23 protein-coding genes are annotated in these 19718 nt (G+C 69.6%); 9 read left to right on the forward strand and 14 right to left on the reverse strand.

Annotated elements, in window-relative coordinates:
- Positions 1 to 46 precede the first annotated feature (46 nt).
- The 3 genes from ACZZZN_RS17220 to ACZZZN_RS17230 all read right to left on the reverse strand — a co-directional run bounded on the left by ACZZZN_RS17220 (position 47) and on the right by ACZZZN_RS17230 (position 3298).
- Positions 47 to 1186, reverse strand: coding sequence for a benzoate/H(+) symporter BenE family transporter (locus ACZZZN_RS17220; RefSeq protein ID WP_463506347.1), 1140 nt, complete (start codon positions 1184 to 1186; stop codon positions 47 to 49).
- 82 nt (positions 1187 to 1268) lie between these two features.
- On the reverse strand, positions 1269 to 2003 hold the full coding sequence (locus ACZZZN_RS17225) for a response regulator (RefSeq protein ID WP_463506348.1): 735 nt from the start codon (positions 2001 to 2003) through the stop codon (positions 1269 to 1271).
- Entirely contained in the window at positions 2000 to 3298 is a 1299-nt protein-coding gene (locus tag ACZZZN_RS17230; RefSeq protein WP_463506349.1) for a sensor histidine kinase, read from the reverse strand. Before ACZZZN_RS17230 ends, ACZZZN_RS17225 begins: the two co-directional genes overlap by 4 nt.
- A 320-nt stretch (positions 3299 to 3618) precedes the next feature.
- Between ACZZZN_RS17230 and ACZZZN_RS17235 the strand changes: the two genes are divergently transcribed.
- From ACZZZN_RS17235 to ACZZZN_RS17245, 3 genes are read left to right on the forward strand one after another with little or no spacing between them, the layout of a single operon-like run.
- Positions 3619 to 4023: a VOC family protein gene (locus ACZZZN_RS17235; protein ID WP_463506350.1), complete on the forward strand. Its 405-nt coding sequence runs from the start codon at positions 3619 to 3621 to the stop codon at positions 4021 to 4023.
- A complete protein-coding gene (locus ACZZZN_RS17240; RefSeq protein ID WP_463506351.1) occupies positions 4020 to 4316 on the forward strand; it encodes a winged helix-turn-helix transcriptional regulator in 297 nt (98 codons plus the stop codon). The genes ACZZZN_RS17235 and ACZZZN_RS17240 overlap by 4 nt, the downstream gene beginning before the upstream one ends.
- 52 nt (positions 4317 to 4368) lie before the next feature.
- The gene (locus ACZZZN_RS17245; protein ID WP_463506352.1) at positions 4369 to 4995 is read left to right on the forward strand and encodes a dihydrofolate reductase family protein; all 627 of its coding nucleotides are present in this window, start codon (positions 4369 to 4371) and stop codon (positions 4993 to 4995) included.
- Positions 4996 to 5009: 14 nt separating this feature from the next.
- Here ACZZZN_RS17245 and ACZZZN_RS17250 read toward each other — a convergent pair whose 3' ends face one another.
- Both ACZZZN_RS17250 and ACZZZN_RS17255 read right to left on the reverse strand, forming a co-directional pair.
- Positions 5010 to 5819 carry a Cof-type HAD-IIB family hydrolase gene (locus ACZZZN_RS17250; RefSeq protein ID WP_463506353.1) on the reverse strand — a complete coding sequence of 270 codons (810 nt, stop codon included), beginning with the start codon at positions 5817 to 5819 and terminating at the stop codon, positions 5010 to 5012.
- Positions 5820 to 5857: 38 nt separating this feature from the next.
- Complete coding sequence (locus tag ACZZZN_RS17255; protein WP_463506354.1) at positions 5858 to 6706, reverse strand: exodeoxyribonuclease III; 849 nt, start codon at positions 6704 to 6706, stop codon at positions 5858 to 5860.
- 37 nt (positions 6707 to 6743) lie between these two features.
- Here ACZZZN_RS17255 and pyrE point away from each other — a divergent pair, with 37 nt between their 5' ends.
- Complete coding sequence (gene pyrE / locus ACZZZN_RS17260) at positions 6744 to 7304, forward strand: orotate phosphoribosyltransferase (protein WP_463506355.1); 561 nt, start codon at positions 6744 to 6746, stop codon at positions 7302 to 7304.
- Entirely contained in the window at positions 7301 to 8203 is a 903-nt protein-coding gene (locus ACZZZN_RS17265) for an ROK family protein (RefSeq protein ID WP_463506356.1), read from the forward strand. The genes pyrE and ACZZZN_RS17265 overlap by 4 nt, the downstream gene beginning before the upstream one ends.
- Positions 8204 to 8261: 58 nt before the next feature.
- Here the strand turns inward: ACZZZN_RS17265 and ACZZZN_RS17270 are convergent, their stop codons facing one another.
- Positions 8262 to 8567 (reverse strand): hypothetical protein, encoded by a 306-nt coding sequence (locus ACZZZN_RS17270; RefSeq protein WP_463506357.1) that lies wholly within the window; start codon positions 8565 to 8567, stop codon positions 8262 to 8264.
- Between the two features lie 201 nt (positions 8568 to 8768).
- Between ACZZZN_RS17270 and ACZZZN_RS17275 the strand changes: the two genes are divergently transcribed.
- Entirely contained in the window at positions 8769 to 9926 is a 1158-nt protein-coding gene (locus ACZZZN_RS17275) for an anhydro-N-acetylmuramic acid kinase (RefSeq protein ID WP_463506358.1), read from the forward strand.
- A 22-nt stretch (positions 9927 to 9948) separates the two neighbouring features.
- Here the strand turns inward: ACZZZN_RS17275 and ACZZZN_RS17280 are convergent, their stop codons facing one another.
- From ACZZZN_RS17280 to ACZZZN_RS17300, 5 genes are all read right to left on the reverse strand, one after another.
- Positions 9949 to 10119 (reverse strand): hypothetical protein, encoded by a 171-nt coding sequence (locus ACZZZN_RS17280; RefSeq protein ID WP_463506359.1) that lies wholly within the window; start codon positions 10117 to 10119, stop codon positions 9949 to 9951.
- The gene (locus ACZZZN_RS17285) at positions 10116 to 10685 is read right to left on the reverse strand and encodes a YdeI/OmpD-associated family protein (RefSeq protein ID WP_463506360.1); all 570 of its coding nucleotides are present in this window, start codon (positions 10683 to 10685) and stop codon (positions 10116 to 10118) included. The genes ACZZZN_RS17280 and ACZZZN_RS17285 overlap by 4 nt, the downstream gene beginning before the upstream one ends.
- 1 nt (position 10686) lies before the next feature.
- Entirely contained in the window at positions 10687 to 11496 is an 810-nt protein-coding gene (locus ACZZZN_RS17290) for an HAD-IIA family hydrolase (RefSeq protein WP_463506361.1), read from the reverse strand.
- A gap of 79 nt (positions 11497 to 11575) precedes the next feature.
- On the reverse strand, positions 11576 to 12208 hold the full coding sequence (locus ACZZZN_RS17295) for a metal-dependent transcriptional regulator (protein ID WP_463506362.1): 633 nt from the start codon (positions 12206 to 12208) through the stop codon (positions 11576 to 11578).
- A 31-nt stretch (positions 12209 to 12239) separates the two neighbouring features.
- A complete protein-coding gene (locus tag ACZZZN_RS17300) occupies positions 12240 to 12542 on the reverse strand; it encodes a hypothetical protein (RefSeq protein WP_463506363.1) in 303 nt (100 codons plus the stop codon).
- A gap of 158 nt (positions 12543 to 12700) precedes the next feature.
- Between ACZZZN_RS17300 and ACZZZN_RS17305 the strand changes: the two genes are divergently transcribed.
- A complete protein-coding gene (locus ACZZZN_RS17305; RefSeq protein ID WP_463506364.1) occupies positions 12701 to 15262 on the forward strand; it encodes a rhamnogalacturonan lyase in 2562 nt (853 codons plus the stop codon).
- Positions 15263 to 15354: 92 nt separating this feature from the next.
- On the opposite strand, the gene ACZZZN_RS17310 is transcribed toward ACZZZN_RS17305, so the two are convergent.
- Positions 15355 to 16659, reverse strand: coding sequence for an Nramp family divalent metal transporter (locus ACZZZN_RS17310; RefSeq protein ID WP_463506365.1), 1305 nt, complete (start codon positions 16657 to 16659; stop codon positions 15355 to 15357).
- 69 nt (positions 16660 to 16728) lie between these two features.
- On the opposite strand from ACZZZN_RS17310, the gene ACZZZN_RS17315 reads away from it, so the two are divergent.
- Positions 16729 to 17388 (forward strand): TrmH family RNA methyltransferase, encoded by a 660-nt coding sequence (locus ACZZZN_RS17315; protein ID WP_463506366.1) that lies wholly within the window; start codon positions 16729 to 16731, stop codon positions 17386 to 17388.
- Between the two features lie 9 nt (positions 17389 to 17397).
- On the opposite strand, the gene ACZZZN_RS17320 is transcribed toward ACZZZN_RS17315, so the two are convergent.
- Together ACZZZN_RS17320 and ACZZZN_RS17325 are read right to left on the reverse strand one after the other, a co-directional pair.
- Positions 17398 to 17589 carry a hypothetical protein gene (locus ACZZZN_RS17320; protein WP_463506367.1) on the reverse strand — a complete coding sequence of 64 codons (192 nt, stop codon included), beginning with the start codon at positions 17587 to 17589 and terminating at the stop codon, positions 17398 to 17400.
- 116 nt (positions 17590 to 17705) lie between these two features.
- The gene (locus tag ACZZZN_RS17325) at positions 17706 to 19025 is read right to left on the reverse strand and encodes an MATE family efflux transporter (protein WP_463506368.1); all 1320 of its coding nucleotides are present in this window, start codon (positions 19023 to 19025) and stop codon (positions 17706 to 17708) included.
- 84 nt (positions 19026 to 19109) lie between these two features.
- On the opposite strand from ACZZZN_RS17325, the gene ACZZZN_RS17330 reads away from it, so the two are divergent.
- Positions 19110 to 19667, forward strand: coding sequence for a DnaJ family domain-containing protein (locus ACZZZN_RS17330; RefSeq protein WP_463506369.1), 558 nt, complete (start codon positions 19110 to 19112; stop codon positions 19665 to 19667).
- Positions 19668 to 19718: the final 51 nt, after the last annotated feature.

Here is a 19718-nt window from a genome sequence, read left to right on the forward strand (position 1 = left end):
GCGGCGCTGTGCGGTGCAGTGCATCGCACTCCAGTGCGGCGCTGTGTCAGCGGCGCCCGGCGTGCAGGACCGTGCGCACGAGCAGCCCGGCGACGAGCGCCCAGAACGCGGCGCTCACGCCGAGCAGCGAGACGCCGGATGCTGCGACGAGAAAGGTGACGACCGCGGGGATGCGCTCGCCGGGGTCGTCGATGGCCTGCTGCACCGACGATCCGAAGGCTGCGAACAGCGCGAGTCCGGCGACCGCGGGAATCACGGCCGCGGGGGCGAGGAGCACGAGTGCCGCGAATGCCGCGGAGAAGGCCCCGAGCACGAGATATGAGGCGCCCGTCGAGACGCCCGCGACCCACCGGCGCTTCGGGTCGGGGTCGGCGTCGGGCGAGGCCGCGAGCGCCGCACTGATCGCGGCGAGGTTGATGGCGTGCCCGCCGGCGGTCGCGCCGAGGGCCGTGCCGACGCCCGTGACGAGCATCGAGGGCCGCCAGGGAACCTCGTAGCCGAAGCTGCGCATGATCGCGATGCCCGGCACGTTCTGCGAGGCCATGGTGACGATGAAGAGAGGGAGGGCGATGCCGATGAGCGCGCCGACCGTGAACGAGGGTGCGGTGAACTCGAGGCGGGGGAGCAGCAGGCCGGCATCCACCGGCGCCCCGGCCTGCACCAGTGAGATGCCGACGACGATCGCCGCCGCGACGAAGGCCAGCGGCACCGCCCAGCGCGGGGCGAAGCGCGCGAAGATCAGCCAGGTGACGACGACCGGGATCACGCCCCAGGGGTTCGTCACGAGTCCGGTGATCGGAGCCAGGCACAGCGGCAGCAGAACGCCCGCGAGCATCGCCTGCGCGATCGACGGAGGGATGCGCGCGATCAGCGCGCCGAGGGCGGGCCAGACGGCGGTGAGCAGGATCAGCGCGGCAGCGACGAGGAACGCGCCGACAGCGGCCGACCACCCGCCGTCGACGATTCCGGTCGCGGCGAGCAGGGCCGCGCCGGGGGTCGACCAGGCGACGGTGATGGGCATCCGAAATCGCCACGCCAGCACGATGCACGCGAGCCCCATCGTGATGCTGACGGCGAGCAGTCCGCTGGCCGCCTGTGCCGGAGTCGCGCCGACCGCGCTGAGCCCCGTGAGCACGACCGCGAACGAGCTCGTGAACCCGACGAGCGCCGTGACGAGGCCAGCCATGATCGGACGGGACAGGGGAGCGGAGGGCGCGGGAGCGGACGGCGCGGGAGCGGACACCATCCGAGAGTATCGATGACCCGAGCTAGGCGAGCCCCATCCGATGCGCGAGAACGACCGCCTGCACACGATCGCGGGCGCCGAGCTTCTGCAGGATGCGCGAGACATGCGTCTTCACGGTCGCCTCGCCGATGAACAGGGCGGTCGCGATCTCGGCATTGCTGCGGGCGTCCGCGAGCAGGGCGAGCACTTCGGCCTCGCGGTCGGTGAAGGGCTCGACGAGCGCTACCGGCGGCGCGGATGCGGATGCGGATGCGGATGCGGATGCGGATGCGGATGCGGGCGCGGATGCCGTCGCGCTTCCCGTGTCCGGCGCAGGTGCCGCCCCGAACCGCGCGAGCACCCGGCGGGTCACCTCGGGTGCCAGCATCCCGTCGCCGACGGCGAGCGCCCGCACGGCGGTCAGGAGGTCTTCGGGGCCGGCGTTCTTGAGCAGGAATCCGCTGGCTCCGACATCCAGTGCCTGGTACAGGTAGTCGTCGCGATCGAACGTCGTGATGATCGCGATCGCCGCCGAGATCTCGGGGTCGGCGACGATGCGGCGCGTCGCCTCGATGCCGTCCATGTCGGGCATCTGCACGTCCATGGTGATCACGTCGGGGCGCAGCCGCGTGGCCTGCGCGACGGCCTCGGCCCCCGTGGAGGCTTCACCGACCACCGTGATGTCGGCCTGCGTGTCGAGTATGGTGCGGAATCCGGCGCGGAGCATCGCGTGGTCGTCGACGAGCAGCACGCGGATCGGCGGGGAGGTCTCGGTCATCGGGGCGTCTCGCTCTCGTCCAGGGCTCGGGAGTCGTCGGTCGACGTGAGCGTCGAGCCGTCGAGCGGCACCCGGGCGCGCACCCGCAGGCCTCCGGTGGCGCGGGGTGTCACCTCGAGAGTGCCGCCGGATGCCGCGGCGCGTTCGCGCATCCCGAGTTGGCCGAGACCGGGTCGCAGCACCGCGGCCGTGCGTCCGGTGTTCACGACCTCGACCTCGACACCGGTGTCGTCGTAGCGCACGCGAACGTCGGCCATCGCGCCGACGCCTGCATGGCGGCGCGCGTTCGTGAGCGACTCCTGGGCGATGCGATACAGATTCACGGCGACGACCGACGGCACCGGCAGGGGATCGCCGATCACGGCGTAGTCGGTGGGGAGCCCCGCCTCGGTCGACGCCGCTGCGAGGTCGGCGATGTCGTCGAGGGTCACCGTCGACGAGGCATCCGTCGTCTCGCCGCCAGGAGTGCGCAGGGTCTCGAGCAGCTGCCGAAGCTCGTGGATCGCGTCGCGCGCAGAACCCTCGATGCCGGTCAGGATGCTCTTCGTCTTCGCAGGGTCCTGATCGATCACGAGCCGCGCGGCACCCGCCTGCACCCCCATGACCGACACGTGATGCGCCACGACGTCGTGCAGCTCGCGGGCGATGCGCACCCGGTCGAGGGCGACCGCCTGTGCGGCTGTCACCTCCCGCTGCTGCTCGAGCTCGGCTGTGCGCTGCTCGAGCACCGAGCGCTCCCGCGCCGAATGCCACGAGCGCTCGCCGAAGTAATACGCCCCGGCGAAGTAGAGCACGTTCAGCAGCAGCTGGATCATCATGAACGCCAGGTAGGGAGAGAGGAGCCCGGCGGCGACCTCGGCCTTCTCGGCCTCTTCGATCGCCGTGCGATACATCGTGACGAGCAGCCAGATGAACATGCCGACGATGATCGCGACGCGCACGATCATCGCGGCGCGACGGTCGTTCATCCACGCGCCGACCGTGTACAGCGACACGAACATCGCGATGTTGCCGACGTAGATCTCAGGCACCTGGAAGGTGATGGCGAGGAAGTAGGCGACGCAGACGGCGATCGCGACGGCGGCCGGCCAGCGGCGCCGCCAGCCGAGCGGAGCCGTGACCGCGAGCGCGTACACGAGGGCCGTCCACTCGGGCGCCCTCGTGTCGCCGTAGATGTCTGCGACGGTCGAGAGTGCAGCGCTGAGGATCGCGCCCACGAACATGATCGCGGCCAGTACGAGGTCGCCGCGCTGCTCGCTGGAGCTGGGGGTGCGGGTGAACGGCGCGGCGGGCATCTCTCCACCGTACGGGGGCCCGGATGCGGCGGCATCCCCCGCGCGGCGGACTGTGTGCCTGCCCCCCTGCCCTCTGCCCCCCTGCCCTCTGCCCCCCTGCCCTCTGCCCCCTGCCCCCGTGCCCCCTGCGCTGTGTGCCGTCATGGGCGGCGATCTCCGCGATGGGCGGAGCTTTCGTGGCCGAGCATCCGCCCGTCACGGAGTTCTCCGCCCGACGCGCACCCGACGCGCACCCGACGCGCACCCGACGCGCACGCTGGGGCTGCGGCGGCGTGACAGAAGCTCTTGACGCCGCACTTGTATTTTGCAAGTGTTGGCGCATGAGCCTCTTCATCACCTGCCCCGTCGAGAGCGTCGACCGGGCCACCGAGTTCTACACCGCCCTCGGCTGGACCCTCAATGCCGAGATGTCGGATCACAACGTGTCGTGTTTCGCGATCGCGCCCGAGCAGTACGTCATGCTCGGCAGCCGCGAGATGTACGCGAGCGTCGGCGGTACGGAAGACGTGATCGGCGGACCGGACACTCCGTCGAAGGTCACCGTGTCGTTCGACCTCGGCAGCCGTGAGGCGGTCGACGAGCTCGTCGACCGCGCCGCAGCCGCAGGTGGGCGCGTCGGTGACACCGACGACTACCCGTTCATGTACCAGCGCCAGTTCGACGATCCCGACGGCTACCACTACTCGCCGTTCTGGATGAAGCCGGACTCCGACCAGACCGCGTGAGTGACCTCGCTGCAGCGCTCGACGTCGTCGGTGCCCGATGGGCACTGCTCATCGTCGAGAAGCTGCTCGACGGGCCGCAGAGGTACGGCGACCTGCAGCGCGCGCTCGGTGCGCCGACGAACATGCTCGCGACCCGTCTGCGCGAACTCGAAGAGGCCGGGGTGCTGAGCCGTCTGCCACTGAAGCACAACACGCGCGCCTACGTCCTCACCGACCGCGGCCTCGCACTGCGTGAGGCGGTCGAGGCGCTCGGTCGCTGGGCAGCGGCGGCGCAGACCTCCCCTGTGGTGTGATGCGAGCGCATACTGTGAACATCGCCGACCTCTCGTGCGAAGGAGCACTCTGATGACCGGACGCATCCTGATCGACCTCTTCATGACCCTCGACGGCGTCGCGCAGGGGCCGGGAGGCACCGACGAAGACCCGTCCGGCGGGTTCGAGTTCAGCGGCTGGCAGGCCGGATATCCCTCGTCCGGAATGGGGGAGACGGTCTCGACGGGGATGCGGCAGCTCGACGCACTGCTGCTCGGACGCCGCACCTACGACATCTTCGCCGCGTACTGGCCGCATCACACCGACGGCCCGTCGGGGGAGATCGGCAGGCTCTTCGACCGCGTCCCGAAATACGTCGCGACACGGGACGCCGACCTCGAACTCTCGTGGACGGGCAGCGTGCGAGTCGGGGGTGACCTCGAGCTGGAGATCGCCGAGCTGCGCCGGGTGCACCAAGAGGTGCACGTCATCGGCAGCATCGACCTCGTGCACTCGCTGCTCGCCGAGGGACTGTTCGACGAGCTCAACCTGTGGGTCTATCCGATCCTGCTCGGCAGGGGCAAGAAGGTCTTCGATGACGGCGCCGTGCCTTCTGTGCTTCGGCTGCTCGAGCCCCCGGTCGCGGACGACAGCGGTGTGATGCTGCTGCGCTACGGACGCACGGATCGGGTGCCCGCGGTCGCGACTTTCGAGGACTGAACGTCAGGAGCGGGTCAGCCGAGCATCCGCTCGATGATCCGCGCCACCCCGTCATCGTCGTTCGAGACGGCGGTCTCGTCAGCGGCATCCTGCACGATGTCGTCCGCGCCGGCCATCGCGACGCCATGGCCCGCCCAGCGCAGCATCTCGACGTCGTTGAGGGCGTCGCCGAAGGCCACGACGTCAGCGCGATCGATGCCGAGGTGCTCGCACAGGCGCGCCAGCCCCGAGGCCTTCGTGACGCCCTCGGCCATGACCTCGACGAACGGGGCGCCGGACAGGGTCGCCTCGAAGCCGGTCAGGTCGAGGTCGCGCAGCGTCTCGAAGAGGGCTGCCGGCGCGAGCTCGGGATGCCTGATCACGAACTTCAGGCTCGGAGCGCCCACGACCTGGTCGAGCGTCACGCCGCCCATGGTCTTCGGATCACGCTTGTGGTCTGAGAGATCGGCGATCGCCGCGTACCCGTGCTGAGCGACGAACGTCTCGCCGCCCTCGCGCACGCTCGCGAACAGCAGGCCGGGGATGCTCGTGCGAAGCGCCTCGGCCAGGGTGCGGATCGTCTCTGCGGGAAGCTCTTCGGTGAACAGCATCCGCCCGTCCGTGAGGTGCGTCGCGTAGGCGCCGTTGCTGCACAGGGCCCATGCGTCGAAGCCGGCGCCGCTCGCGATCGCGCGCAGGCCGATCGGCTGGCGAGCGGTGACCGGCACCACGTGGATGCCGCGTGCCCGCGCCGCGTCGAGAGCCGCCCGCGTGCGCAGGGAGACTTCGGAGGCCGACGTCAGCAGAGTGCCGTCCAGGTCGGTGGCGATCAGGCGCAGGGTCATCCGTTTCGTCTCGCTTCGCTCGCTCAACGACCGGAAAGTCAGGAGAAGATCATCGGCAGGTCGTCGTCGTCTTCGGCGCCACCGCCGAGATCGAACTCCACGACGACCGGCACATGGTCGCTGGGCTGCTCGCCCTTGCGCTCGTCGCGGTGGATGGAGGCGCCTGTCACGGCATCCGCGAGCGTCTTCGACCCGAGCACGAAGTCGATGCGCACGCCCTCGTTGCGGGGGAACTTCAGCCGCTGGTAGTCCCAATAGGTGAAGCCCTCGGGGATCAATGGGCGCACGACGTCGGTGAGGCCCGCGTCGGCGAACGCGAAGAACGCCTGACGCTCCTGCGGCGAGACGTGCGTCGAGACGCCCTCGACGATGTCGGGGTCGCCGTTGTCCTTGTCGAACGGGATGATGTTGAAGTCGCCGACCAGGGCGAGGGGCAGATCGGGATTCGCCGCGAGCTCGGCCGCGGTCGCCTTCTTCAGCTCTTCGAGCCAATGCAGCTTGTACGTGTAGTGCGGGTCCTCGAGCGATCGACCGTTCGGAACGTACAGGCTCCAGACGCGCACGCCGTCGACGAGCACGCCCAATGCGCGGGCCTCGAGCGGAGCATCCGGCCCCTCATGCCCCTTGGCGAAGCCCGGCATGCCGTCGAAAGACGTGCGCACGTCGGTGATCGGCAGGCGGCTCGCGATCGCGACGCCGTTCCACTGATTGAGGCCATGCACCTCGACGTGGTAACCGGCTTCTTCGAACGGCCCATAGGGGAACTGCTCGGGTTTGCACTTGATCTCCTGCATCGCCAGCACGTCGATGTCTTCACGGACGGCGAACTCGACGGTGCGGGTGACACGGGTGCGGATGGAGTTGACGTTCCAGGTGGCCAAGCGCATGCGTCAAGCCTAGGGCCCACCTCCTACACTGGATGCCGTGACCGCACTCGACGCAGACCGCCAGACCCTCCTCGCCCTGATCAAGGACGAGGCCGTGTTCCACGGAGACTTCACGCTCTCGAGCGGCAAGAAGGCGACGTACTACGTCGACATGCGCAAGCTCACACTCGATCACCGCGCGGCACCGGCGATCGGTCGCATCATGCTCGACCTCATCGGCGACCTCGATGTGGTCGCAGTGGGTGGCCTGACGCTCGGTGCCGACCCGATCGCCAACTCGGTGCTGCACGCGTCGGTCGCCGCAGACAGGCCGCTCGACGCCTTCGTCGTGCGCAAGGAGCCGAAGGACCACGGTCGAGGCCGCCAGATCGAGGGCGCAGACGTCAAGGGCAAGCGAGTCGTCGTGCTCGAAGACACCTCGACCACCGGCCAGTCCGCGCTCAAGGCCGTCGAGGCGCTGCGCAAAGAAGGCGCTGAGATCGTCGCCGTCGCCGTGATCGTCGACCGCAAGACCGGCGCGCAGGCCGCGATCGAAGCCGAGGGCCTCGAATGGCGTGCGGCCTTCGATCTCGACGACCTCGGACTCGACCCGCAGTGACCCGCTACGCCCTGGCCGTCGACGTCGGCGGCACCAAGATGGAGGCCGCTCTCGTGAGCGAGCTCGGCGTGCTGGTCGACGGCAGCCGTTCTCGTCAGGCGACCGGCCGCGCGGCGACGCTCGAGTCGCTGACCGCCGCTGTCGTCTCGATCGTGACGCATGCTCTGGCCGCGCTGCCCGCGGATGCGGAGCTCGTGGGCGCAGGTGCAGGCAGCGCCGGTCCCATCGACCGCGGCGCCGGCGCGATCATGCCGGTGAACATGCCGCTCGCGCGAGGCTTCGGTCTCGCGGAGTCGGTGCGCGCCGCTGCATCCGCTGCGCTCGGACGCGAGGTGCCGACCACTCTCGGCCATGACGGCGGTGCGCTGGCACTGGCCGAGTCGTGGCTCGGTGCCACGCAGGATGCCGGTGCATCGCTGTCGATCGTCGTCTCGACCGGCGTCGGCGGAGGGTTCGTCGTGAACGGGGCCTACATCCCCGGCGCCACCGGCAACGCCGGACATCTCGGTCAGGTGCGCCGCGAAGGCGGGCTGACCCTGGAGGAGATCGCCTCGGGGCCGGCGAGTGCCGCCTGGGCACGGGGGCAGGGCTGGACCGGCGAGACGGGCGAGGACTTGGCTCGGGATGCCGCCGCCGGCGACGCCATCGCACGGGCGGCCATCGAACGCTCGGCGAAGGCCGTGGGCGAGGCGCTCGCTGACGCGGCGACCCTCGTGGACCTCGACGTCGTCGCGATCGGCGGCGGATTCTCGCGGGTCTCGGCCGACTACATCGACCTCGTGCAGCAGGCTCTCACCGCGAGCGCCGCGCACGAGTACTCCCGCCGCACGCGCGTCGTGCGCTCGGGGCTCGGCGACGAGGGGCCGCTCATCGGCGCCGCGGCGCTCGTCCTGCGCTGACGCCCGCGTTCGCTCGCAGCAGGGCAGGGCAGGGCAGGGCAGGGCAGGGCAGGGTAGGTCAGCGCGACGCGACGATCAGATGGCGTTGTGGTCCTTCGAGTCTGGCCATCGCGACCTTCAGTTCTGTCGTGTCGGCGGAGACTGCATCGATGCGTGCTCCCAGCGATCGTTCGACGTCGGCGAGGTCGGTTCGCACTGCATCGATGCGTGTTCCCAGCGATCGCTCGACCTGCACGAGATCTGCTCGAATGGCATCGCTGCGGCGGATGCACCAGGCAAAGCCCGCGAACATGAGGCCGCCCTGCGTCAGCAGGAGGCCGACGGCGCTGAGGACGATCGCGACGATCTCTGCGGACACGAACATGCTCCCATTCTGCGGGTGGAGGGTGGGGTCTCGCAGAATGCTACGCAGGCATCGAGCCGAGGCCGCCGGGGCTGCGATGCGTGCTCGGGCGCTGTGGAGGTTTCGGCTCAGCAAGCGGCGGTGCAGGAGAGAATCTCCCCTTCCGTTCGCCTCCCTAACAAATCAGGCCTACGCTCGTAGCAGGCGACGGAAGGAACACGCATGCGCGTACTCGGACTGCTCTCGGGCACCTCACACGACGGCATCGACGTCACGGTCGTGGACTTCGAGGAGAGCGACGGCGCGCTGCGCGGCACGGTGCTCCATGAGGACAGCGTTCCGTACGATCCCGCGCTGCGGGCTCGCCTCATCGCCGCGCTGCCGCCCGCACCCACGACCTTCGCCGAGGTCTGCGAGCTCGACACCCTGATCGGTCAGGCCTTCGCCGAGGTCGCCGCGGCGGCATCCGACGCGGTCGGGGGAGTGGATGCCGTGTGCACGCACGGGCAGACCGTCTTCCACTGGGTCGCCGACGGCCACGCGCTCGGCACTCTGCAGATCGGCCAGCCCGCATGGATCGCCGAGCGGGTGGGTGCGCCCGTCGTCTCCGACGTGCGCATCCGCGACATCACCGCCGGCGGCCACGGGGCACCGCTCGTGTCGTTCCTCGACGAGCTGCTACTGCGCGGCCGCGCCGGGGTCTCGGCTGCGGTGAACCTCGGCGGCATCGCCAACATGACGGTGGTGGGGCCGGACGGTCTGTCGGCCTACGACATCGGTCCGGCGAACGCCCTGGTCGACGCGGTCGTCGTGGCCGAGGGACTGAACGATCGCGGGTACGACGCGGATGCTGCCATCGCCCGCACCGGAACGGTCGATGAGGATCTCCTCGCAACACTTCTCGCCGACCCGTACTACGCGCTGCGGGCGCCCAAGAGCACCGGCAAGGAGCACTTCCACCTCGACTACGTGCGCGGCCACGTCGACCGGATGCAGCCCGACATCGCAGCCGCAGACCTCGTGCGCACCCTCACCGAGCTCACGGTGCGCACGGTCGCGCAGGACGTGCGATCCGCCGGCATCCGATTCCTCGCGGTCTCGGGCGGCGGATGCCACAACCCGCTGATCATTCAGGGGCTTCGCGACGCCCTTCCCGATGTCGAGGTCGTGCTCGCCGACGAGCTCGGTGCGTCGGTCGACAGCAAGGAGGCGATCCTGTTCGCCCTCATCGGCTGGTGCACGATGCACGGCGTGGCCGCAGTGACGCCCGGAGGAACGGGCGCTCGCGATCCGCGCATCCTCGGCACGATCACGCCGGGCGCGGGACCATTGCGGATGCCGGATCCCGTCGAGCGCGTGCGCAGCCTGACGCTGGGCTGACCCGGAGGCCGAGGAGACCGACTCAGCGCTTGCGGTCGTCGTCGTCCCAGGGTCCTTCCCACCAACCGGCACGGCCGTCGCCCTCGCCGCCTCCGCCGCGACGGCGTGAGCGCCAGAACTGCACGACGAACACGGTCAACGTGCTGAGAAGGATCAGGAAGACCACCAGGAACAGCGCATCCGACTGGTTCATGGGCGTTTCCCCTCCGCGGCATCCGCCACGATCTTGGCGATCCGTGCGGATCGCGTCTCGGCACGCTTCGCCATCGCGATGTGCGTGAGGCCGAATTTCTTCACCGACTTCGGGAAGGCATCCCAGTTCGCGCGGGCCGCCGGCACGGCATCCAGCGCCTCGCTCAGCTCCGGTGGCTCGAGGCCTGCTTCGGGGCCGTCGAGCAGAGTCCACGATCCGTCGGCTTTCGCGGACTCGAGCACGCGGATGCCGGCCGGTGCGAGCAGTCCGGCGGTCTCGAGGTCGATCAGTCGGGCCTTGTTCGTCGCCGCCCATCCGCTTCCGCGCCGCCTGGGCGAGAACCACTGCCCGACGGTCTGGTCGTCGAAGGTCCGCACCGGACCGTCGATCCACCCGAAGCAGAGCGCCTGGCGCACGGCATCCTCATATCCGACGCCGCCCGCGGTCTTGCCTCGCACGCTCAACAGCCAGACCCCGGCGGTGCGCTCGTGGTGCTCCTCGAGCCAGGTGCGCCAGACCGCAGCATCCGCTGCGACGAACCGCTCTCCCTCGTCGAGCGCTCCCATGTCAGTCCTCGTCGAGCGTCGGGATCGACTCGGTGACCGTGGGCAGCAGGTCTGCGACCGAGTCGACGATCTCGTCGGGGCGGAACGGGTACTTCTCGACCTCTGCCAGATCGCTGATTCCGGTCATGACGAGCACGGTGTGGAGGCCCGCCTCGATGCCGGCGATGATGTCGGTGTCCATGCGGTCACCGATCATGCCGGTCTTCTTCGAGTGAGCGCCGATCTTGTTCAGAGCGGAGCGGAACATCATCGGGTTCGGCTTGCCGACGACATACGGCTCCTTGCCCGTGGCCTTGGTGATGAGGGCGGCGATCGCGCCGGTGGCCGGCATCACGCCGTCGGCGGACGGACCGGTGGCATCCGGGTTCGTGACGATGAACCGCGCACCCTTGATGATGAGGCGGATCGCCTTGGTGATCGCCTCGAAGGAGTAGTTGCGGGTCTCGCCGACGACCACGAAGTCGGGGTTCGTCTCGGTCATGATGAACCCGGCCTCGTGCAGCGCCGTGAGGATGCCGGCTTCGCCGATCACGAAGGCCGAACCGCCGGGCAGCTGCTGCGCGAGGAAGTCGGCGGTCGCGAGGGCCGAGGTCCAGATGCGCTCCTCCGGCACGGTCAGGCCGCTGGCCCGCAGCCGGGCAGAGAGGTCGCGCGCGGTGAAGATCGAGTTGTTCGTGAGCACCAGGTACGGGATCTCGTTCTGCTCCCACCCGGCGAGCAGCTCGGCGGCTCCGGGGATGGCGTCGTTCTCATGGACGAGCACGCCGTCCATGTCGGTCAGCCAGCATTCGATGTCGTCGCGGTGTGCCATGTGCACAGCCTATTGGCCCGCGGTTACGGGCAGGTGTCAGGTTCTGATGGGGTTCCCAGGCGCCGGATCAGGCACTCGATCAGGCGCTCAGCCAGACGACCTCTGCGGCACCGTCGGGAAGGGTGGTCGCGGCCCCGTCGAGTTCGATGCCGGATGCCGTCGTGGCGACGGTCGCCGCGACGACCACCCCTGCCGCCTCGAGCGCGCGCAGCAGCTCGGGATCGCGGTCGCTGACACGCAGCACGCGCCCGACATGTCCTGCCGGGGCGTCGGCGAGCAGCACGAAGGGTTCGCGATCGACGGATCCCTCGGCGTCCGGGATCGCGTCGCCGTGCGGGTCGAACCGGGGTCGTCCGAGGCGGACGTCGATGCCCTCGAGCAGCCTGTCGCTGATCGTGTGCTCGAGCACCTCGGCCTCGTCGTGCACCTCGTCCCAGCCGTAGTCGAACTCCTGCACGAGCCAGGTCTCGATCAGCCGGTGCCGCCGCACCATCGCGAGGGCGCGCTGCGTGCCGGCATCCGTCAGCCGCACCGCGCCGTACGGCACGTGCGAGACGAGCCCGGCCGCGGCGAGCTTCTTGACCATCTCGGTCACCGACGACGGGGCGATGCCGAGCTTCGCCGCGAGCACGGAGGGGGTGATCGGCGCGTCCTGCCACTCGGTGTGCGCGTAGACGGTCTTCAGGTAGTCGTCTGCTGCCGGGGATGCCACTGGTCCAGCCTAGATCAGGGGTTGGCCACTCTTATGGGTTGGCCACGTCGACGAGGATGCCGAACGCGACCTGCCCCGCGAAGAACACGATGAGGAACCCGAGAAGGGCTGCGAAGAGCGACAGGCGCCCGTCGAATCCCTCGATCTCGGCGATGCCGACCTTGCGCGCCCGGAACGCCAGCACGAGCGTCGCGATGCCGAGCACGAGCTGCACCCACGGGCCGCCGACGGGCAGCACGGTCGGGAAGGCGACGAGCAGTCCGCCGATCACCCCGGTGGCGATGCCGATCCACGTGAGGATGCGGACGGTGCGGCGCGCGGGTTCGGCAGACATGCTTCGAGCCTAATCGTCGGTCCCGGCGTCGCAGACCGCCTGTGAATCGTCTCAATCGGTCGCGGATCCTTGACGGGCCGCGGCGTCGCGGGTAGCTTCGACCGGGCACGGGAAAACGCTATCCGAGCGGGCTTGATGCCCAGAGATGGATTTCGACGATGAACATCCGACACCAATCGCTCCGCGCCGTCGTGGCGGTCGCCGCGGCCGGCTGCCTCCTCGTGGGAGGCGCGCAGACCGCGACCGCCGCCTCACCCACGGCGCCCGCGACCGGTCGCCATGACCACGGAGCGAAGACGCCGCAGCTCGAGACCCTCGACCGAGGTCTCGTCGCCGTCTCGACCGCCGACGGGGTCTTTCTGAGCTGGCGGCTGCTGGCCACCGAGGCGACCGGCGCGACCGACACCGGTCTCGCCGGCCCCGACTTCGCGGTCTACCGCGACGGCGCTCGGGTGGCGACCGTCACTGACAGCACCAACTATGCGGATGCCGACGGAGCTGCGACCTCGGAGTACTCCGTGGTCCCGATCGTGAACGGCGTCGAGCTGACGGCATCCGCCTCGGCATCCGTCACCGCCTGGGCCGAGGGCCACCACGACCTGCCGCTGCAGAAGCCTGCCGACGGCGTCACCCCGAAGGGGGAGGCGTACACGTATTCAGCGAACGACGTCTCGGTCGGCGACGTCGACGGAGACGGACAGTACGAGTACGTCGTGAAGTGGGACCCCTCGAACTCGAAGGACGTCTCGCAGCGCGGCTACACCGGCCCGGTCTATCTCGACACGTACGAGCTCGACGGCACCCTGCTGAACCGACTCGATCTCGGCGTGAACATCCGCGCGGGTGCGCACTACACGCAGTTCCTCGTCTACGACTTCGACGGCGACGGCCGATCCGAGACGATGCTGAAGACGGCACCCGGCACCAAATCGGTGCAGTACGCCGCCGACGGCTCGGTGGCGAGCGAGTCGTACATCACGCTGCCCAAGGCCGACCGCAAGGCCGGCTACTCGAACGACGACGACTACCGCCTCAGTGCCGCCGACTACGAGGCGCACCTGGTCGAGATGTTCCTCGGCTGGAGCGAGCGCGACGAGGTCGTGTCCGGGCAGTGGCCGGCCACTCTCGAAGAGGCATGGGGGATGCCCGTGACCCACGAGTACCCCCTCTCTCAGGAGAGCGCGCAGGAACTGGCGACCACCTTCATCGACGTGTACGCGCCGAGCCGCAGTGCGCGCAACCTGCTGCGCGAGTTCGAGGGCTTCATCGTCGACGGACCCGAGTACCTCACTGTCTTCGACAGTGCGACGGGCGCGGAGTTGCAGACCATCCCGTATCCGACCGAGCGAGGGGATGACGGCCTGCTGTGGGGCGACTACGCGATGTCGCGCATCGAGCCGGCGAACCGCGTCGACCGCTTCCTCTCGGGTGTCGGATACCTCGACGGCCAGCATCCGTCGGCCGTCTTCGCCCGCGGCTACTACACGCGCACGACTGTCGCCGCCTTCGACTGGGACGGCACGCGTCTGACGCAGCGGTGGGACGTCGACAGCGGCCACGCGCCCATGTCGAACCCGTTCAACGACTCCCCGCACGGCCGCGACGGCACCGACCCCGAGTTCGGCACGATCACGACTCAGGGCGATCATTCGCTGAGTTTCGCCGACGTGGATGCCGACGGAAAGCAGGAGCTCGTCTACGGATCGGCCACGATCGACGATGACGGCAGCCTGCTCTACAGTTCGTTCGACGTGCTGCCCGAGGGCAGTGCCGCTCCGGGCGCGACCGTGCGACTCGGTCACGGAGACGCGATGCACGTGACCGACATCGACCCGGCCCGTCCGGGGCTGGAGATCTGGAGCGCCCATGAGGGTGCCACGAGCGCGCCCTACGGATCGGTGATGCGCGACGCCGCGACGGGTGAATCCCTCTTCGGCGCGTACTCCGGGCGTGACACCGGCCGGGCCATGATCGGCGACGTGCGTTCTGACGTGCCCGGCATCGAGGTGTGGTCGAGCATGCCCGGCGGTACAGAGGGCAGCGGTCTGCTGAGTGCGACCGGCGAGGTGCTGCAGGCCGAGACGCCGGGCACGAACATGTCGATTCGCTGGGCGGGAGACATGACCACCCAGCTCGTCAACGGCAGCGGCGACCAGACGCCCACGATCGACGACTGGACGCGTGGCACCGTGCTGACCGCCGCGGGCACTCTCACCAACAACGGCACCAAGGGCAACCCGTCACTGGTCGCCGACGTGCTGGGTGACTGGCGGGAGGAGCTGCTCGTGCGCACGGCGGATTCGAGCGCGCTGCGGTTCTACACGACCACCGAGCCCACCGCGCACAAGCTCACGACCCTCATGCACGACGTGCAGTACCGGGTCGAGACGGCTCGCCAGCAGACGACGTACAACCAGCCGGCGTACACCTCGTTCTACCTCGCGAGTGATCTCGACTGGGCGAACGTCCCGGTGTCGACGGCGCCGACGACGCCCAAGCCCCCGACCTTCACCGACAAGCCGGGCACCTCGCGCGACGAGGTGAAGGTGCCGACGAACATCGAGGGCATCACCTACTACGTCAACGGCGAGAAGGTCGAGGCGCGTAACGGAAAGGTGCGCGTCACCGGCGAGGTGACCGTCGTCGCGGTGCCGGACGCCGGCTACCGGATCGCCGAGGGTGCGACCTCGCAGTGGACGCAGACCCTCCGCACGCGCTGACGCCCGCGGTGACAGACCGCCGCCCCGAGCCGACTCTTCCCGTGCCGGCTCGGGGCGGTTCTGTGCTGTCCTCGAGTGCGTGAGCGCGCCTGTCAGGCGCCGGTGAGTACCAGCCAGAGCAGGGCGCCGTTGAGGGCGATGAGCAGGACGGATGCCACGATGCCGGCTGCCGTCGTCCACGCGCGATTCGCCCAGACGCCGAGCGTGCGGCGCTGCGCCGTGAGCGCGACGAGCGGGATCAGCGCGAACGGGATGCCGAACGACAGCACGACCTGGCTGAGCACGAGCGCCAGCGTGGGATCGAACCCGATGCCGAGGATCACGAGCGCCGGGATGAGCGTCACCAGGCGGCGAACGAGCAGCGGGATGCGCACGTGCAGCAGCCCATGCATGATCTCGGCTCCGGCGTAGGCGCCCACCGATGTCGAGGCGAGTCCGGAGGCCAGCAGCCCGACCGCGAAGAATGTCGCGACGACGGGGCCGAGCCCGGCGGCCAAGGCGGCATGGGCGCCCTCGAGCGAGTCGGTGCCCTCGACGCCGGCGAGGTTGGCTGCCGCGAGCAGCAGGATGCCGAGGTTCACGGTGCCCGCGATCACCATCGCGATCGAGACGTCCCAGCGGGTCGCGGTGAGCAGGCGGCGGATGCGCGACGTCTCGGTGCGCGCGGCTTCGGTCGGGGCGTGCGCCGCCGTCGATCCGAAGCGGTCGCGGGTCAGCGACGAGTGGGCGTAGATCGCGTGCGGCATGATCGTCGCGCCGAGGATGGATGCCGCGAGCAGCACCGATCCCGTGTCCTCGAAGCGCGGCACGAGGCCACCCACGATGCTCGCCGCGTCAGGGGGTGCGACGAAGAGCCCGGCGACGAAGCCGACCGCGATGATCACCATGAGCCCGATGATCACGAACTCGAAGGGTCGGGCGCCCCGTCGGCTCTGCACCGCCAGCAGGATCATCGACACCGCGCCGGTGATGATTCCACCGAGCAGCAGGGGGATGTCGAACAGCAGATAGAGCGCCACCGCACCGCCGATGACCTCGGCCAGGTCGGTCGCCATCGCGACGAGTTCGGCCTGCAACCAGTAGGCCCGTCTGGCCCACGGTTTCGTCAGGCGTGCGCCCAGGACCTCGGGGAGGCTCTGGCCGGTGACCACTCCGAGCTTGGCCGACAGGTACTGGATCAGCCAGGCCATCACGTTGCCGGCCACCACGACCCACACCAGCAGGTACCCGTACTGGGCGCCGGCGGTCATGTTGCTGGCGACGTTGCCGGGATCGAGGTAGGCGACCCCGGCGACGAGCGCGGGGCCGAGCAGCCACAGGCTGCGCGGAGGGGTCGCCCTCACGGACCGTGCGGCGGAGGCGTCGTCGACAGCGGCGGCGGCGGAATTTTTAGGCATACCGAAATCGTAGTGGATTTTTCGGTGGACCTAAATATCGACCGGCGACGCGGCGGATACTCTGGCGGGATGGATGAGCAGACGCCCTCGACCCCGACAGAAGTCGGCGACGCGTCTCCTCAACCCGGTTACGGCGTGGGCCCCTGGCCCGGGGGAGAAGCCGCATGGCCGCAGGGGGAGCGCTACGACCCCGAACTGCTCGCCGTGGGCGACACCCGCAACGTGATCGATCGCTACCGCTACTGGCGGATGGAGGCGATCGTCGCCGACCTCGACACGCAGCGGCATCCGTTCCACGTCGCCATCGAGAACTGGCAGCACGACATGAACATCGGCTCGATCGTGCGCAGCGCCAATGCGTTCCTCGCCGACACCGTGCACATCATCGGCCGCAGGCGCTGGAACAAACGCGGGGCCATGGTCACCGACCGGTACCAGCACGTCGTGCACCACGAAGACGTCGAGACGTTCGCGGCCTGGGCGGCGACCCACGGCATCCCGATCATCGCGGTCGACAACGTCGACGGCGCGGTGCCCGTCGATCGCGCCGAGCTGCCGCAGAGCTGCGTGCTGCTGTTCGGTCAGGAGGGGCCGGGGCTCTCGGATGCTGCGCTCGCCGCGGCATCCGCTCACATCGAGATCACCCAGTACGGCTCGACCCGATCGATCAACGCGAGCGCGGCCGCCGCCGTGATCATGTACGAGTGGTGCCGGAGATACGCGGGCTGAGCGGCGTCCTCAGTCGCGATCGATGCCGAACGTGTTCCGGTGGATGGCGCTCACAGCGCGGTCGAGTGTGTCGATCCGGCGATGCACGCTCTGGATCTCCGTCTTCACGACATGGATGAACAGGGTCGAGACGACCGTGACCATCCCGAACATCGCGGCAGCGACGACGCCGATCAGGACCCATACCTGAGGCTCGTTCATGGTCAGCACGCTCCGATTGTCGTTCGCCTCCGATGAGAAGGCCAGGACTGGAGCGCGAGAGTTCCCGAGATTCCGGGATACGTGAGGAACTCCGGATCCGCAGACCACGTGCAGTGTCAGATGCCCGCCGTGACCCAGCGTCCCGAGCGCACGCGCCATCCGAGCGTCAGCAGGCGGGCGAGCAGGTAGACGCCGAAGAACGCCACGGCGAGCCAGATGAGACCGGCCGCACCGTCGACCCCCGTCGCGGCGATGATCCAGAGAGCCGGTAGGAAGGGCAGGAGATTCAGCCCGCCCGCGATCGCGAGGTAGCGCGCGTCGTTCGCGCCCATCAGCACGCCGTCGAGCACGAACACCACCCCGGCGATCGGCTGCGCGATCGCGAGGATCAGCAGCGCCGGCTGCACGAGGGCGGCGACCGCAGGGTCGCCCGTGAACAAGATGCCGAGCACACCGGACGACGCGGCGATCACGGCCCCGACGGCCACGCCGAACCACGCTCCCCAGGCGACAGTGCGTCTCAGCACCCTGTGCACCTGCTGCTCGTCGCCCGCGCCGAGCTCCTTGCCGATCAGCGCCTGCGCGGCGATGGCCAGAGCATCGAGCGCGAATGCCGCGGCCGAGAAGATCGTGAACGCGATCTGCCACCCGGCGAGTTCCTCGGTGCCGATACCCGTCGCGACCGCGACCGTCGCGAGCAGAGCCACGCGCAGGCTCACGGTGCGCAGGAACAGCCAGCCGCCGGAACGTGCAGTGCTGCCCATGCCCTCTCTCCGCGCTCGCAGCGAGGCATCGTGCTTCGCGGCGAGACGGCGGATCACGAGCACGTAGGCGCCGACCATGCCCCACTGCGCGACCACGGTGCCGGCGGCGGAACCGGCGATGCCCCAGCCGAGGCCGTAGATGAAGACGACGTTGAGCAGGGCGTTCGCGCCGAACCCGAGCCCTGCGATCCGCAGAGGCGTCATGGTGTCCTGCATCCCGCGCAGCAGTCCGGTCGCCGCGAAGACGATCAGCATGGCGGGAAGGCCCCACATCGAGACGACGAGGTAGTCGTTCGCCTGGGTGGCCACGGCGTCGCTCGCACCGAACAGCGACACGAGCCAGGGAGAGGAAGCGGCGCCCGCCGCCGCCAGAACGGCACCGATCGCGAGTGCCAACCACATGCCGTTGATGCCGACCGAGACGGCGTCGCCCGGCCGGCCGGCGCCGAAGAGCCGGGCGACCGCGGGCGTCGTCGAGTACGCGAGGAAGACCATGAGGCCGACGATCGTCTGCAGCACGGCGCCGGCGATGCCGAGGCCTGCGAGCGGGGTGGTGCCGAGGTGGCCGATGAGCGCCGCGTCGACGATGAGGAAGGCGGGTTCGGCGATCAGTGCACCGAGAGCGGGGACGGCGAGGCGCAGGATCTCGCGGTTGAGGGTGCGCTCGGTCATCCTCTGAGCCTATTCGCTGGTGCCGGCCGCCCCGCCCGCCGCCGGTCGTACCCTGGAGGAACCCGGATGCGACGGAGGTGCATCATGACGGATCCACGCGAAGCAGCGGCGCGATATCGCGCGACGCAGCAGAGCGACGGCCCGGAGGAGGATGCCGAGTCCGGCGCCGCCCCGGGAATCGCCGCCGCGACCGATCGGGCGGCGTTCATCGAGACGGCGATCCAGATCGCGATCCGTCGGGGCGACTTCGACGATCTGCCCGGTGCCGGCAAGCCCCTCGAAGGACTGGGCACCCATCACGACCCGGACTGGTGGATCCGCCGCAAGATCGAGCAGGAGAACCTCACGGGTCTCGGCCCGCCCGCGATCCTGCTGCGCACCGAGGACCGGGAACTCGACGGTCAGCTCGACCTGCTCGGGCGCGAGGCCGACGTGCGCGACGTGCTCGTGGACTTCAACCGTCGGGTCCTCGAGGCTCGTCGCCAGCTGCAGGGCGGGCCGCCCGTCGTGACGGCTCCCCGCGACATCGACGCCGAAGTGGCCGCGTGGGCGGAGCGCCGGGCATCCCGGTTCGCGGCACGTGCGCCGGAGCCAGCCGAGCAGCCGCGACGACGACGCTTCGGCATCCGCCGCAGGGACTGAGCGTCGGGGAGGCGGTCTCTCGCACTCCCGCCCGAATGTCGGAGCGACGCA

This window comes from Microbacterium sp. AC145, from assembly GCF_979258505.1.